The sequence below is a fragment of the Sorangium sp. So ce394 genome, from assembly GCF_051474665.1.
In the GTDB taxonomy this organism is placed as follows: domain Bacteria; phylum Myxococcota_A; class Polyangia; order Polyangiales; family Polyangiaceae; genus Sorangium; species Sorangium cellulosum_D.
Genome location: NZ_CP150339.1, coordinates 11,448,589 through 11,463,885, shown reverse-complemented (window position 1 = coordinate 11,463,885; position 15,297 = coordinate 11,448,589). Strand labels below are relative to the sequence as shown.

General features: G+C 71.8%; 11 protein-coding genes. 9 read left to right on the top strand and 2 right to left on the bottom strand.

Annotation, left to right across the window (positions count from 1 at the left end; all coding sequences use genetic code 11):
* Positions 1-136 precede the first annotated feature (136 nt).
* Entirely contained in the window at positions 137-1,462 is a 1,326-nt protein-coding gene (locus WMF33_RS42375; RefSeq protein WP_437333915.1) for a carbohydrate porin, read from the top strand.
* Between the two features lie 90 nt (positions 1,463-1,552).
* Here WMF33_RS42375 and WMF33_RS42370 read toward each other — a convergent pair whose 3' ends face one another.
* On the bottom strand, positions 1,553-2,350 hold the full coding sequence (locus tag WMF33_RS42370) for a UPF0158 family protein (protein WP_061623802.1): 798 nt from the start codon (positions 2,348-2,350) through the stop codon (positions 1,553-1,555).
* Between the two features lie 277 nt (positions 2,351-2,627).
* A complete protein-coding gene (gene glpK / locus WMF33_RS42365; protein ID WP_437333914.1) occupies positions 2,628-4,139 on the bottom strand; it encodes a glycerol kinase GlpK in 1,512 nt (503 codons plus the stop codon).
* Between the two features lie 238 nt (positions 4,140-4,377).
* On the opposite strand from glpK, the gene WMF33_RS42360 reads away from it, so the two are divergent.
* The 8 genes from WMF33_RS42360 to WMF33_RS42325 all read left to right on the top strand — a co-directional run bounded on the left by WMF33_RS42360 (position 4,378) and on the right by WMF33_RS42325 (position 15,297).
* Positions 4,378-6,300, top strand: a complete 1,923-nt coding sequence (locus WMF33_RS42360) for an adenylate/guanylate cyclase domain-containing protein (RefSeq protein ID WP_437333913.1) — start codon at positions 4,378-4,380, stop codon at positions 6,298-6,300.
* Positions 6,301-6,443: 143 nt separating this feature from the next.
* Complete coding sequence (locus tag WMF33_RS42355) at positions 6,444-7,397, top strand: acetyl-CoA carboxylase carboxyltransferase subunit alpha (RefSeq protein WP_437333912.1); 954 nt, start codon at positions 6,444-6,446, stop codon at positions 7,395-7,397.
* Positions 7,398-7,471: 74 nt separating this feature from the next.
* Positions 7,472-7,873, top strand: coding sequence for a hypothetical protein (locus WMF33_RS42350; RefSeq protein ID WP_437333911.1), 402 nt, complete (start codon positions 7,472-7,474; stop codon positions 7,871-7,873).
* Positions 7,870-8,883 (top strand): Gfo/Idh/MocA family protein, encoded by a 1,014-nt coding sequence (locus WMF33_RS42345; RefSeq protein ID WP_437333910.1) that lies wholly within the window; start codon positions 7,870-7,872, stop codon positions 8,881-8,883. Before WMF33_RS42350 ends, WMF33_RS42345 begins: the two co-directional genes overlap by 4 nt.
* 213 nt (positions 8,884-9,096) lie before the next feature.
* Positions 9,097-9,453, top strand: coding sequence for a gamma-butyrobetaine hydroxylase-like domain-containing protein (locus WMF33_RS42340; RefSeq protein WP_437333909.1), 357 nt, complete (start codon positions 9,097-9,099; stop codon positions 9,451-9,453).
* Positions 9,450-10,235: a ribosome biogenesis GTP-binding protein YihA/YsxC gene (gene yihA, locus WMF33_RS42335; protein WP_437333908.1), complete on the top strand. Its 786-nt coding sequence runs from the start codon at positions 9,450-9,452 to the stop codon at positions 10,233-10,235. Before WMF33_RS42340 ends, yihA begins: the two co-directional genes overlap by 4 nt.
* A 210-nt stretch (positions 10,236-10,445) precedes the next feature.
* Positions 10,446-13,031, top strand: a complete 2,586-nt coding sequence (locus WMF33_RS42330; RefSeq protein WP_437333907.1) for an NADH-quinone oxidoreductase subunit L — start codon at positions 10,446-10,448, stop codon at positions 13,029-13,031.
* A 7-nt stretch (positions 13,032-13,038) separates the two neighbouring features.
* Positions 13,039-15,297, top strand: coding sequence for a complex I subunit 4 family protein (locus WMF33_RS42325; RefSeq protein ID WP_437333906.1), 2,259 nt, complete (start codon positions 13,039-13,041; stop codon positions 15,295-15,297).

Here is a 15,297-nt window from a genome sequence, read left to right as displayed (position 1 = left end):
GATGACATCACTTAAGAGAGACAGGTCGTCGGTTCCCAGCATGCGAATCGCGGGTCGGCGCGCCGCAGTCCGAGCCCTCGGGCTGGTTTCCGTCTCCGCCATTTGCCTCACGGCGGCGCCGAAGTCGGCCCACGCCGTGGGAAGCGAGAACTTCGAGTGGCACTGGTACTCACGCCTCGGCATGGCGTGGTCGCTCTACGGGCAGAAGGCCCAGGGGCAGTCGATGAACCTGCTCGGGTTCGGCATCGGCGGCCGCTACGAGGAGGATGACTACTCCGAGCCGTCGTTCGTCGCCCACGTGGTGAAGGGCGCGACGCCGCAGGACTTCTTCGTGAAGTCCGAGATGACGTTCGCCATCTGGCGGCAGTGGGGCGGGCAGTTCATGCAGCCTGCCTCGAACGACGGCCAGGCGATCACGCTCCAGTTCAACCAGGCCTACATCGAGGCCGGCAACTTCGCGGTCCCGGGGCTCAGCGTCTGGGGCGGCGCGCGCTTCTTCCGCGAGCAGTACGCGCCCATCGGCGACTACTTCTACCTCGACGACCTCAGCGGCCAGGGCGGCGGCATCACGTACGAGAACCTGAAGCTCGCCATCCTCGGCTACCGTCGGTCGTCGACCGACCAGGCCTCGTTCCCCGTCTACAACTTCGACAACGGGGTCGAGCGCTTCCGCACCATCTTCGCCGGTAACTACAAGTTCGAGTTCGGCGGCGAGGCCAAGCACCACGTCAAGGTCCACGGCGAGTTCCACGTCCTCCCGGCCGCGACGCGGGGGCCGGACCAGGACGCGCCCGACAACGGCAAGGGCGACTTCGGCGGCGTCATCGGCGCGAAGCTCCACCTCGGGCTCGGCCAGGGCAACTGGAGCGACACGGCCGTGCGCTTCGGCACCGGCATCGCCAACGGCGCCGCCGGCGGCGCGAAGACGTACCAGACCTGGGGCGCTCCGAACGACGAGGGCACCTACTCGGGCTCCTTCGGCATCGAGGCCGTCGAGCACCTCGGCTTCCGGATCGGCGACGTCGCCGCCCTGGAAGGCCTCGCCACCTTCCACTACACGAAGGGCGCGGCCGACGCCGACGGCGCCGCGGCAGCCGGGCTGGCCGACAAGCAGATGGACTTCTCGGTCCAGGCGAACGCCGCGATCTTCGCCCACAAGATCTTCCACCCCGTCGTCGAGGCGTCGTTCCAGGGGCGGAAGGACGGCGACGGCGACCTCGGGACCGCGATCAAGCTGTCCGTCGTCCCGACCCTCGTGCCGACGGGCGAGCTGAGCACCGGCGCGCGGCCGCACTTCAAGCTCATCTACACGGCTGCCATCTACAACGAGGCGGCGGTCCTGCAGAACATGTCGCCCTACATCCGCGCCTTCGGCCTCCGCGACGAGTCGGATCCGGCGAACTTCCGGGCCCGCTCGACCGTCGGCCACTACATCGGCGCGCGCACCGACTGGTACTTCTAGACCGCTCGGCGATCGAAGCCGCCGCTCCCCTCCGTTCCCATCTCCAGGCCAGCGCCCCGGCGCCGCGATCGCGGCGCCGGCGGCGCGCCCTCACGCCGTGTCGCTGCGCGACTCGCTCGCGATCTCCTGCGAGGCGGGCCCGGACTCCTCGTCCGCCGGACCCTGGGCCTCGTGGTAGTGGTGCGCGAACGACCGCGCCGCGCGGCGCGCCTTCAGGAACTCCGCGAACGCCGTCAGCGTGTCGAGATCCCGCGGGCCGAGCGCCTCCGCGATGTCGCGGAGGTTCTTGCGCAGGCTCTCCACGCTCTTGCCGCGGCGGGGCTCCCGCACCTCCTCGCGCTCGCGCTCGCGCTCGCGCGGCGGCGGCTCGACGGCGGGCGCCACGGGCGCGGCGGCCTCCGGGCGGGCCGGCACCTCCGGCACCCAGAGCGGGCGGGGGACCGGGTTCAGCGCGTGGGCGCTCAGCCACGCCTCCATGAAGATCCGCAGCCGCTCGCTCCGGAAGGCGAACCAGCGCTCCCGCTCCGGGCCGTAGGACATCAGCACATCCTTGAAACGCCGGAACGCGCCCTTGCCGTCGATCGCCTGGCTGAGCTTCGCCTGGAGCTCCATGTCTTCCACCATCGGGATGTAGCGCTCCATCCACCGGTACTGCTCGCGGGAGCTCACGGGATCGATCCGGAGGTAGTTGGCATCGGCCGCGATGCGCGCGTGCATCTGAGGATCGGCCACGCCGTCGACCACGCGCAGCACGTCGCCCGTGCCGAGGTGCAGGTACGAGTGCACCTCTGGGGCGTTGTTCTCGAAGGCGTCCTCCAGCGCCTCCCAGTCGATCGGGATGTCGCGAACGGCCGTCCCGCCGGCTGAAGCATTCTCGGTAGTCGGCATGTCCTCCTCGTCTCCATCGAAAGCAGCGAGGCGGCGGTGGGCTGGCCGCGCGCCTCGGTTCAAGTGCACCAAGTTTGAACGGAAATGCGCCGTCGTCATAGCACTCTACGCTGGTTGGGGGCTTCTGGGCCTAACTCTCGCAACCTAGGGTTGATTCCTTGATCCGGAAGCCCGTTCGGCCGCCGAGCCGGCGGCGCGATGACGGCTCGGGAGCGAGCTTCGGAAGACCTGGTTCAAGCGGAAAACAGCGTGGAAATTCAGGGGAATCGGGGCGCGATCAGCCGCGCTGCGAGCGCGCGCGCGCCACCGCGTCGGCCCAGCGGCGGAGGTGGGACGCGCGATCCTCCTCGGTCATCGCGACCTGGAAGCTCTGCCCGACACGGGACATGCGGGCCGAGTCCTCCTTCGTCCGGAAGAGGCCGGCGCCGACGCCGGCGAGCATTGCGGCCCCGCGCGCCGTCGTCTCCAGGTCGGTGGGGCGCTCGATAGCGACGTTCGCCACGTCCGCCTGGAACTGCATGAGCAGGTCGTTCGCGGCGGCGCCGCCGTCCACGCGCATCCGGCGCACCGGGTGGCCCAGGTCGTCGGCCATCGCCCGCACGAGATCCGTCACGGAGAGCGCGATTCCCTCGAGCGTCGCGCGGGCGAGGTGCGCCGCGGTCGTGCCGCGCGTCACCCCGACGATGATCCCGCGGGCGTCCGGATCCCAGTAGGGCGCGCCGAGGCCGGAGAGCGCCGGGACGAACGTGACGCCCTCGCTGGAGGGCACGCCGCGGGCGAGCGCCTCGACGTCCGCCGCGCTCTTGATGACGCCCAGGCCGTCGCGGAGCCACTGCACCGCGGCCCCGGCGATAAAGGCGCTTCCCTCGAGCGCAAAGACCACCTCGGAGCCGATCTTCCAGCCCACGGAGGTGAGCAGGCCGAAGCGGCTCCGGAGCGGGCGATCGCCGATGTTGGCGAGCACGAAGGCGCCGGTGCCATAGGTGCACTTGGCGTCGCCCGTCGCGAAGCAGGCCTGGCCGAAGAGGGCCGCCTGCTGATCGCCGGCGATGCCGGCGATCGGGATGCCGTCCGGCAGGTGAGGGAAGCCGCGAGTCGCGGCGATGCGGCCCGCCGACCCGACGATCTCGGGCAGCAGCGGGCGCGGGATCCGCAGCATCGCGAGCATCGCGTCGTCCCAGCTGAGCGACGCGAGGCTCATGAGCAGGGTGCGCGACGCGTTGGTGACGTCGGTCGCGTGCACCGGAGCGCCGCCGGCCACGTCGCCCGAGAGGCGCCAGACGAGGAAGCTGTCGATCGTGCCGAAGCAGAGCTCGCCGCGCTCGGCGCGCGCGCGCGCGCCGGGCACGTTGTCGAGGATCCACTCGAGCTTCGTGCCGCTGAAGTACGGGTCGAGCACGAGGCCGGTCGTATCCTCGACCGCCTGCTCGTGGCCCGCGGCGCGCAGCTCGGCGCAGCGCGGCGCCGTGCGCCGGTCCTGCCACACGATCGCGCGGTGGATCGGCCTTCCGGTCGCGCGCTCCCAGACGAGCGTCGTCTCGCGCTGGTTCGTGATGCCGATGGCCTTGATCGCGCTGCCCGCCACGCCGGCCGCCTTGAGCGTCTCGCCCACGGCGTCCCGAACGCTCTGCCAGATCTCCTCCGGGTCGTGCTCGACGAGCCCGGGCTCCGGGAAATGCTGGCGAAACTCGCGCGTCGCGCGGCCCAGCGTCGCGCCCGCCGTGTCCATGAGGAGGGATGTCGTGCCGGTGGTGCCCTGATCGATCGCGAGGAGGTACGCGGAATCCATGCGGCCGACTAACGCGGCGGCCCGTGGGCGCATAGCCGTTCCAGGCGACACTTCCACACGGATCCCGATTCTGTGTTCTGTACAGATGATCAGTGGTCGCCGCGGGGGCCGCCCGGGGCGATCGCGCCGGGCGCGGGCGCGTCCCCGCGGATCAGCGCGGTCGCTTTCCCCGGCCTGTCCAGGACTCCGGCCGGAAAGATTGTCGGTCCGTGCTCGGCTGGGTAATCTCCCAGAACCGATGGCCCGCCTCATCCTGCAGACCGCCGAGGGCCAGCAGGCGATCGAGCTGCGGCCCGTGAACTCGCTGGGGCGCCACCCGAACAATTCCATCCAGCTGCTCGACAAGATCGTCTCGAAGGAGCACTGCATCATCGAGCAGCGGGGCGATCATTTCGTCCTGCGCGATCTCGGGAGCCTGAACGGCACGTTCATCAACAGCGAGCGTGTCCGGGGCGAAGCGCCGCTCAAGCACGGGGACGAGATCGCCCTGGGGTCCACGCGAGGCCGCTTCGACGATCCGGGCGCGCCGGTCGCCCCGCCGCTCGTGCCGGGCTGGCCTCCCGCGGTGAACCACCAGGGCGCGGCGCCGGCGCCCGGGTACGGACACCCGCCGCGCGAGGGCGCCTACCCGGCGCCGCAGCAGCCGCAGTACCCGCGCCAGCAGCCGCCGCAGCAGGCGGGGGCGCTGTCGGGCACGCCGGCGGCGCCGCCGGTGGCGCGGCAGCCGCCGTACGTGCCGCCGCCGCTGGTCGCCGGGCCGGGCGGGACCGCGCCGCTGCCGGGGCGCTCGGGGGCGCACGGCGGCTCGTACGTCGCGCAGGGCACCCGCATCGACGTGAACGATCAGGCCCGGCAGATCGGCACGCAGATCGCCGCGGTCGACAAGGGGTTCCTGGCGTTCGACCGGATCGCGAACGACATGAACCAGCTGCGCGCCGACTACGAGCGGCTGCGCCTGTCGCACGAGCTGTCCCGCGAGATCGCCGCCGAGCGCGACACGACGAAGCTGCTCGAGAAGATCCTCACGAGCGTCTTCAAGTTCATCCGCGCCGACCGCGGGGTGATCTTCCTGCGCAACGAGAGCGGCGAGCTCACGCCGCAGGCCATGCAGCGGCGCGACGGGACGACGGCGCCGATCAGCGTGTCCTCGACGATCCTGAACCACGTGGTGCACGAGCGCGCCGCGGTGCTGACCCACGACGCGGCGATGGACTTCGCGGCGTCGAAGGGCAAGAGCATGATCCTGAACCGGATAAGCTCGGCCATCGTCGCCCCCCTCGTGGCCCCGCTGCAGCACAACAACGAGGTGCTCGGCGTGCTCTGGCTCGACTCGGAGACGCTCGCGCAGTTCCAGCCCAAGGACCTCGAGCTCGTGACCGCCATCGCCTACCAGGCGGCGATGTTCATCGAGATCAACATCCTCGGGAAGAAGATCGAGAACGAGATCGTCACGCGCGAGCAGCTGCGCCGGCTGCTCTCGCCGAACATCGCCGAGCGCGTGCTGAGCGGCCAGCTCGCCGTGAAGCAGGGCGGCCAGCACGTCGAGGAGTGCACCGTCTTCAACAGCGACATCCGCGGCTTCACGCGCATGGCCGAGAGCAAGAAGCCCGAGGAGCTCGTCGTCATGCTGAACGAGTACTTCGAGCGGATGGTCGACACGATCTTCCAGTTCGAGGGCACGCTCGACAAGTTCATGGGCGACGGGATCATGGCGCTCTGGGGCGCGCCGGTCGCCCACCGGGACGATGCGGTCCGCAGCGTGGAGTGCGCGCTGAAGATGGGCGAGGTGCTCGGCGAGTTCAACCGCGAGCGGCTCCAGCGCGACGAGCAGCCGCTCGCGGTCGGCATCGGGATCCACACCGGGCCGCTCGTCGCCGGGTACATCGGCAGCTCGAAGGCGCTCAGCTACACGGTGATCGGCGACGTGGCGAACACGTCGGCGCGGCTCTGCTCGATCGCGCTGGCCGGCCAGATCGTGATCAGCGAGACCACGTACGCGCAGCTCGGCGGCCGGTTCGAGACCGAGGAGCTCCAGCCCGCCAAGGTCAAGGGCAAGGACAAGCCGATCCCGATCTACAACGTGATCCGGAGCCGGCCGATGGCGCAGGTCCCGGCGAACGCCTTCGCCAACGTCGAGCCGACCAACTCCGCGCAGGAGTGAGCGCGATGACGCGGCGCCTCCGCCCCGGGCGGAGGTCGAGCGCGTCGTCGCGGGGGCGCGACGCGCTCGACGCGCTCGACGCGCTGCGCTGCGGCAGCACAGCGCCGTAGCCGTCCGCCCGCTGCAGCGTTAGGGTCCGCGCCGTGGCTGCTTCGATTCTACCTTTTGAGAAACCTGTCGCAGAGCTGATCGAGAAGGTGCGGGAGCTGCGGTCGCTCGCCGCGGCCGATCCGCGCTTCGAGCCGGAGCTCGCGCAGCTCGAGGACAACACGGGCCGGCTGGCGCGCGAGATCTTCGCGGGCCTCACGCCGATGCAGAAGGTGCTGCTCTCGCGGCACGCGAACCGGCCGTACACGCTCGACTACGTGAAGCGGCTCTTCACGGACTGGGTCGAGCTGAAGGGCGATCGGCGCTTCGCCGACGACTGCTCGATCGTCGGCGGGCTCGCGACGTACCACGGGCGGAGCGTCGTGGTGGTGGGCCACCAGAAGGGGCGCGGCGCGAAGGAGAACGTGAAGCGCAACTTCGGGATGCCGCACCCGGAGGGCTACCGGAAGGCCATCCGGCTCTACGAGATGGCGGACCGGTTCGGGCTCCCGATCCTGACGTTCATCGACACGATGGGGGCGTACCCGGGCATCGGCGCCGAGGAGCGCGGCCAGAGCGAGGCGATCGGCGCCGCGCTCGCCGCGATGGCGCGGGTCGGGGTGCCGATCGTGGCGACCGTCATCGGCGAGGGGGGCTCGGGCGGCGCGCTGGCGCTCGGCGTCGCGAACCGCGTGCTGGTGCTCGAGTTCAGCTGCTACTCGGTCATCTCGCCCGAGGGCTGCGCGGCCATCCTCTGGAAGGACGGGGCCCGCGCCGACGAGGCCGCGGCGCGGCTCAAGATCACCGCGCCGGATCTCCTGCAGCTCGGCGTCGTCGACACCGTCGTCGAGGAGCCGACCGGCGGCGCGCACCAGGACCACGACGACGCCGCGGCGCGGCTCGACAAGGCGCTCTGGGCGACGCTCACGTCGATGGACGGGCTCAGCCCGGAGGAGCTCGTGGACGACCGGTACCGCAGGTTCCGCGGGCTCGGGTCGTTCGTGGGCTAGGCGGCTCGAGGCGGCGCGCCGCCCGGGCGCTACGGCTGGCCCTCCCCGGGCGCCGGGGCTATACGCCATCGCGGATGGACTACGGCAAGGCGACGCGGACGCTGCTGCTCGTGGGCACCAGCGCCGTCGCCGCCGGCGCGGTCCTCTGGGTTCAGTCGCGGTTCAACGCCTCGGATCGCAGGGCGGCGCTCGGCATCGTGCAGCAGTACCGGGCGCAGGACGGCCGGAGCGTGCCGGAGGCGATCGGCGCGCGGCACCCGGGCAAGCCGCCCGTCTGGAGCACCGCCACCGAGTCGGCCTGCTTCCAGCACGTCCGCGTGCGCGCGACGATCGAGGGAGAGCCGCGCGCGGCGTACGACTTCCTCGTCGACATCAACGGGCCGTCGATCCACCCGGGCAACCGCGACGGCGAGGCGATCCTCGGCGAGCTCGGGCGTCCGCCGGCCGAGTCCGCCGCCGCGCCGGGGGCGCCGTGAGCGTCCGCGTCGCGCTGCTCGGCTGCGGGCGGTGGGGGGAGAAGCTCCTCCGCGCGCTGTCGGAGAACGCGCGGGCGCGCGTCGTCGCGGTGGCGGACGTCGACCGCGGCCGCCTCGCGCGGGCGCGCGCGCTCGCCCCGCGGGCGCGGCTCGTGCGCACGCTCGACGAGGCGCTGGCCGCGCGCGTGGACGCGGTGGTCGTCGCGACGCCCGCGGCGAGCCACGCCGAGCTCGCGCTGCGCGCGCTCGAGGCCGGCGCCGACGTGTTCGTGGAGAAGCCGCTGGCCCTCTCCGCGGCGCAGGCGGATCGCTGCGCCGCGCGCGCGGCGGCGCTCGGCCGGGTCGGCATGGTCGGCCACCTGCTCCGCTACCACCCCTCGGTGGTGCACCTCGTCGCGCTCGCGCGCGAGCGCCGCCTCGGCGATCTCGTGAGCTTCAGCGCGGCGCGCCTCTCGACGGGTGGCGCCGGCGGCGGGGCCCGCTCGGCGCTCTGGACGCTCGGGCCGCACGACCTCTCGGTGCTGTCGGCACTCGACCCGAGCCCGCTCGTCGAGGCGCGGGCCCACCTCTCGCCGGGCGGCGAGCACGTCACGCTGTCGGCGCGCCTCGAGAGCGGCCTCACCGCGCAGATCGAGCTCTGCTCGTCGAGCCCGACCAAGGAGCGGCGGCTGCGGCTCGCCGGCAGCGCGCGCGTCGCGCTCTTCGACGACGTGCGCGCGCCCGACCGGCTGGCGCTGCTCGACGCGCGCGGCGCCGCGGCGGGCGCGCTGCTCGGCGAGCGCGCCGATCGCGCCGAGCGCGACGCGCTCGCGCGCGTCGTCGAAGAGCGCGAGGTCGAGGTGCCGTGGCGCGAGCCGCTCTCGGTGGAGATCGAGCACTTCCTCCGCTGCGTCGAGGACCGCGCGCCGCCGCTGACGCCGCTCGACGAGGGCGCCGCGGTGGTGCGGGTCCTCGAGCGCGTCGAGGCGACGCTCGCGCCGGTCGAGGCGCGGGCGGCCGCGGCGGGGTAGCCGCGGCCGGCGCGCGCCCAGTGATCGCCGGGCGATCGCCGGCGCCGCGCTCGGGAGGGCGCGGCGAGGCCCGGCGGCCGAGTCCGGCGGCATCGCCGGAACAGCCCCGGAACAGGCGAGGCCAGCGGGGACGTCGCGAACACGGGCGCGGCGCATTTTGCGACGAGCTGAGCCCCGCCGCGCTTTGCAGCGCCGGATCGGCGTGGTACTGCCGTGCGCCGGAAGGGTACGATGCCGCAGGATCCGAAGCTCACACCCACGCAGGTCAAGGCGCCGCACGGCGCGCGGGTGATGGAGATCCACTGGGCCGACGGCCACCGCAGCGTCCTCCCGCACGAGATCCTGCGCGGGTACTGCCCGTGCGCGAACTGCCAGGGGCACGGCGGCACGATCAACTTCGTGCCCGGGGGCGATCTGGACGTCCGCGAGATCGAGCAGGTCGGCAACTACGCGCTCCAGTTCACCTGGGGAGACCGGCACGACTCGGGCATCTACACGTTCCGGTACCTGCGCTCGCTCTGCCAGTGCGACGAGTGCAAGCCGCAATTCCAGCCGCCCCGCTCCAAGTGACCGCCCGCCGCCCGCCCAAGCCTCAAGCAGCTCCCCCGCCGGCGCGCGCCGAGCGGCAGCTCGATCCGTTCCAGATCATCGACGCCTCCTTCGTCGCCGGCGCGGCGTCGCTCGCGTCGCTCCCGCCGCCCGTCAGCGCGGAGGTGGCGTTCGCGGGGCGCTCGAACGTCGGCAAGTCGAGCCTCATCAACACGCTGGTCGAGCGCAAAGGGCTCGTCCGGACGAGCTCGAACCCGGGCTCGACGCGGCAGATCAACCTCTACGAGGCCCGGGCGCGCGACGGCGTGGTGTTCCAGCTCGTGGATCTGCCGGGGTACGGCTTCACCCGGCGCTCGAAGGCCGAGCAGGCGGCGTGGGCGTCGCTGATCGAGGGCTACCTGCGCGGGCGCATCACGCTCGCCGCGGTGCTGCTCCTGGTCGACGCGCGGAGGGGGCTCGAGGAGGACGACCTCGAGCTCGTCCGCTTCGTCGAGGCGTCGCGCGACGTGGCGCGCCGGCCCGTGGAGCTGCTCCTCGTGGCGACGAAGATCGACAAGGTTCCCCGCTCGTCGGTGCGGCGCGCGCTGGATCAGGTGTCCGCCGCGGCGCCGCGTGCGGCGAGCGGCGCGCTCCGCCGCGCGGTGGGCTTCTCGTCGATCACCGGAGAGGGCAGGCGGGAGCTGTGGCTCGCGATCCGGCGCGCGACGCTGCTCGGCAGCGCCGCGCCGCAGAGCAGCGGCGCCGCGCCGCAGAGCAGCGGCGCCGCGGGCGGCGACGAGCAGCGGGGGGCGACCGACGGCTGACCTCGCAGCGGTGCGAGGCGCGCGGAGGAGCGGCGTATCTCGCCCCAACGGGGGGCCGATGGAGGTATAGACCCGCCGTCTGATCCTCCATGAACGTGCGGCTCCTCCGGCTTCGCGGGGGAGTCACCAGAGCCGAACGTTCCGCTGTCGCGCCGCGTCTCGCCGTGCAGGGCGCGCGAAAGCCCACGTTCTCACCGGCTGCCCCCAACGATGCCCGACTACTCCGGCCAGGTCACGCACGTCCACGCGTCGCTGACGCCGCTCTGGTGGATCCCGCTCCTGCCGCTGCTCGGCGCGGCGACGAACGCGCTCTTCGGCCGCGCGCTGCAGCGGAGCGCGTTCGGCCGCGATCTGTCGAAGCGGCTCCACATCGGGAGCTTCGGCGTCACGCTCGTCGCCGTGGGCGCGATGCTGGGCGCCTTCGCCCTCGGGCTCGCGAACTTCGTGGCGCTCGCCGGGCTCGAGCCGGAGGAGCGCGCGCTCTACAGCTTCGCCTGGCAGATGGTGCGCATCGGGTCGCTCGACGCGAACTTCGCGTTCGTGATGGACCCGCTGAGCGGCCTCATGACGCTGATCATCACCGGCGTCGGCGCGCTCATCCACGTCTATGCCGCGTCGTACATGGAGGCCGAGCCCTCGTACTGGCGGTTCTTCACGTACCTGAACCTCTTCGTCTTCGCGATGTTGCTCCTCGTCCTCGGGGACAACTTCATCGTGATGTTCTTCGGCTGGGAGGGCGTCGGCCTCTGCAGCTACCTGCTCATCGGGTTCTGGTACCGCGACTACGGGAAGGCCTCCGCCGGCATGAAGGCCTTCGTCGTGAACCGGATCGGCGATTTCGGCTTCGTGTGCGGCCTCGCGCTCCTCTTCTGGGGCCTCGGCGCCAGGTGGCTCGACGACGGCAGGTACCTGTCCGATTACCGCGCGCGCTTCATCGCGGTGGCCGCGGAGGCGCGCGGCGACGGCGGCGCCGCCGCCGGGACGAGCGACGCGCCCGCGAGCAAGCCCGGCGAGCGCCGGGCGCCGCGCGCCGGCGCCAAGGGCTACCTCACCTTTACCGGCCACCCCGGCGCGCGCGTGTACCTCGGGATCGCCGACGCCGCGCAGCTCGCGTCGAACCCGCGGCCGTTCGGCGTGTCGCCCTTCATTCGGAAGGAGATCGACGCCGGGGCGCACTCCGTGGTGATCGTGCCGGGCGACGGCGCCGTGATCGGGGGCGACGGCGTCGAGATCGCCGCGATCGAGCGGATGCGCGTCGAGCCGGGCAAGGAGGTCGTGCTGGCGACCGTGGGCTCGACGGTCACCTTCCGCGAGATCCACGACCAGCTCGTGATCAAGGACGCGGGCGGCAAGGCGTTCCTCAAGGAGGCGCTCGCGTCGAAGACGGTGTGGGGCGTCTCGCTGGTCACGCTGGCCTGCCTCTTCCTGTTCGTCGGCGCGGCGGGCAAGAGCGCGCAGATCCCGCTCTACGTCTGGCTGCCCGACGCGATGGCCGGCCCGACGCCCGTCTCCGCGCTGATCCACGCCGCCACCATGGTCACGGCCGGCGTCTACATGATCGCCCGCCTCAGCTCCCTGTTCTCGCTGAGCCCGGTCGCGGGCGGGGTCGTCGCGCTGATCGGGGCCTCGACGGCGCTCTTCGCGGCCACGATCGGCTTCTTCCAGTACGACATCAAGAAGGTGCTCGCCTACAGCACGGTGAGCCAGCTCGGCTTCATGTTCATCGGGGTCGGCGTGGGGGCGTACTGGGCCGCCGTGTTCCACCTGATGACGCACGCCTTCTTCAAGGCGTGCCTCTTTCTCGGCTCCGGCTCGGTGATCCACGGGATGCACGCGGTGGAGCACGACGAGGCCGCGGCGCAGGACATGCGCAACATGGGCGGCCTCCGCCGCGTCATGCCGCTCACGGCGCGGACGTACCAGGTCGCGTGCCTCGCCATCACCGCCGCGCCGATCCCGTTCTTCGCCGGCTTCTGGTCCAAGGACGAGATCCTCTGGAAGGCGTTCGGGACCGAGAACACCGGCCCGATCCCGGGGCTGCTCATCTACGGGATGGGGCTCGCGGCGGCGCTCTGCACCTCGTTCTACATGTGGCGGAGCTACTACCTGACGTTCGAGGGGCCGCACGCCCGCAAGGAGATCAAGACGAAGGTCCACGAGTCGCCGCCGGCGATCACCTGGGTGCTCGCGGCGCTGGCGGTGCTGTCGGCGCTCGCGGGCGCGGTGTTCGGCTTCTCCAGCCACTTCGTCGGCGGCCACGGCGAGCCCCTGCTCGAGGCGTGGCTCCATCCGGTGTTCGCCCACGCGGACGTCTCGTTCCAGCGCCACGGGCTCGGGCTCGAGCTCGCGCTCATGGCGCTCTCGGTCGGCGGCGCGATCTTCGCCTTCTCGCGCGCCCGCGCCCGCTACGGCGAGCGGCGCTCGGCGCGCTGGGCGGAGGAGGAGCGGCGGCTCCCGGGGTATCGGCTCCTCTCGAACCGGTACTACGTCGACGAGATCTACGACGCGACGGTGGTGCGCGCCGCCCTCTCGCTGCGCCTCTTCTTCGCCGAGATGGACCGGTGGATCGTCGACGGCATCGTCAACGCGGTCGCGGTCCTGACCCGGGCCGCGGCTTGGGTCACGGGCGCCATCGACAGGTACCTCGTCGACGGGGTCGTGAACCTCGTCGCCGAGGGCACGCTGAGCGCGGGCGCGAAGCTCCGCACCCTGCAGACGGGGCGCATCCAGAGCTACGTCTACTTCCTCCTGGGCGGCGTCGCCTTGATCAGCATCGTTCATTACTTCCTGCGGTGAACGGCGGATGTCGAACCTCTCCTTCGTCAACACGCGCCGCGGCGTCGCCCTCGCGACCCCGGTGAGGTCCACCTCGATGAAGCTCCTGATCTCCCTGCTGGCCGCGCTCTCCGTCGTGCTCGGCGCGGCGTGGCCCGCGGCGGCGCAGGCCCTCGATGCTCCGCCGCCGGCGCTCGAGCCGCGCGGCCAGATCGCGCTGCGCGCCGAGGCGCCCGGCGCGCCGGTCGAGCTCGCGGCGAGCGGGCCGGACTACGCCGGCTCGTTCACGATCGAGAACCGCGGCGACGGCCCCCTGAAGGTGACGCGGGTGATCGTGCGCACGTCGCCCGAGGACCCGCGCGTCCCGCCGGGCGTGAGCGCGGAGCTCGAGGGCGGCGGCACCGCGGCGACCCTCCCGCCGGGCGCGAGCCGGAAGGTCGTGGTCCGGTGGAGGACCGAGGGCGTGCGCGCGCGCGAGCTCTACGGGCACGTCGTCGTCGAGTCGGACGCGGTCGCGGCCGGCGCGGCCGGCGTGCTGGAGACACCGCGGACCCTGGCGATGGGCATCCACGCGGAGCGCGGGCGCGGCCTCGGCTTCGTCGGCGACCACATCCTGTCGATCCTGACGTTCCTGCCGCTGCTCGGCGTGGTCGCGGTCTTCGTCGCGCACCTCCTGCGCTACAAGGACGACCGCAAGCTCCGGCTGCTGACCGTCGTGCTGATGGGCGTGAACCTCGTGCTCGCGGGGTGGCTCTACGCCCAGTTCGACCGGAGCTTCACGCGGGCCGACGGCAACGACGGCTACCAGTTCATCGAGCACGGCGTGTGGATCCGCTCGCTGAACGTCGAGTACTTCGTCGGCGTCGACGGCGTGTCGATCTCGATGGTCCTCCTGACGGCGCTGATCTCGTTCGTGGGCGCGCTCGCGAGCTACAGCGTCCACGATCAGCTCAAGGGCTACTTCGCCATGTACAACCTCCTCGTCACGGGGATGTTCGGCGTGTTCATCGCCCTCGACCTGTTCCTCTTCTTCGTCTTCTGGGAGGTGATGCTCCTGCCGATGTACTTCCTCATCGGCATCTGGGGCGGCCCGCGGCGCGAGTACGCGGCGATCAAGTTCTTCCTCTACACGCTGGCCGGCAGCGTCTTCATGCTGCTCGCGTTCATCTGGTTCTACCTGAACGCCGGCCACACCTACCTCGTCGACGGCCAGGCGACCGAGCGCATCTTCTCCATCCCGGAGCTCTCGCGCGTCGCCTGGGCTGCGCAGGGGCTCGAGATCCTCGGCGTCGCCGCGGTGAAGGTGGTCTGGATCTGGCTCTTCCTCGGGTTCGCCATCAAGATCCCGATGTTCCCGTTCCACACCTGGCTGCCGGACGCCCACGTGGAGGCGCCCACGGCGATCAGCGTGATCCTCGCGGGGGTGCTCCTCAAGATGGGCACCTACGGCATCCTCCGCATCAACTTCACGCTGCTGCCCGAGGCGACGCAGTGGGCCGCGCCGGCGATGGCGGCGTTCGGGGTGATCAACATCCTCTACGGCGCCTTCTGCGCCATGGCGCAGAGCGACCTGAAGAAGCTCGTGGCCTACTCCTCCGTGAGCCACATGGGCTTCGCGCTGCTCGCGCTCGGCGCGATGACGCCCCAGGGCATCCAGGCGTGCCTCGTGCAGATGTTCAACCACGGCCTGATCACCGCGATGCTCTTCACCCTGGTCGGCGTGGTCTACGACCGCGTGCACACGCGCGACATCGACAAGTTCGGCGGCCTCGCCTCGGAGATGCCGCTCTACACGGCGTTCGTGGGCTTCGCGTTCATGGCGTCGCTCGGCCTGCCCGGCCTGTCCGGCTTCTGGGGCGAGGCGATGACGTTCATCGGCGCCTTCGCGCGCTACCGCGCCCTCACGATCCTCGCCGCCATCGGCGTCATCATCACCGCGGCCTACCACCTCTGGGCGCTCCAGCGGATGTTCCTCGGCACGTTCCGCGCGTCGTGGCGGCAGAGCAAGTACCTCGAGCCGTTCGGCGGGAAGTTCCCGGAGATCAACGGGCGAGAGCTCGCGTCGATCGCGCCGCTCGCGGCGCTGGTCCTCCTCCTCGGCTTCTGGCCGCGCCCGCTCCTCAGCCTCATCGACCGCGGGGCCCTCGAGGTGCACCGCCTCGTCGACAGGCCGGGGCCGTCCCAGATCGCCGGCGCGCCCGGCGTGGACAGCGGCGCGTCGGTCCGCGCGGCCGCCCCGGGGGAGGGCGGCGCGGCGGGCCGACGAGCTCTCGCCAGCGCCAGATAA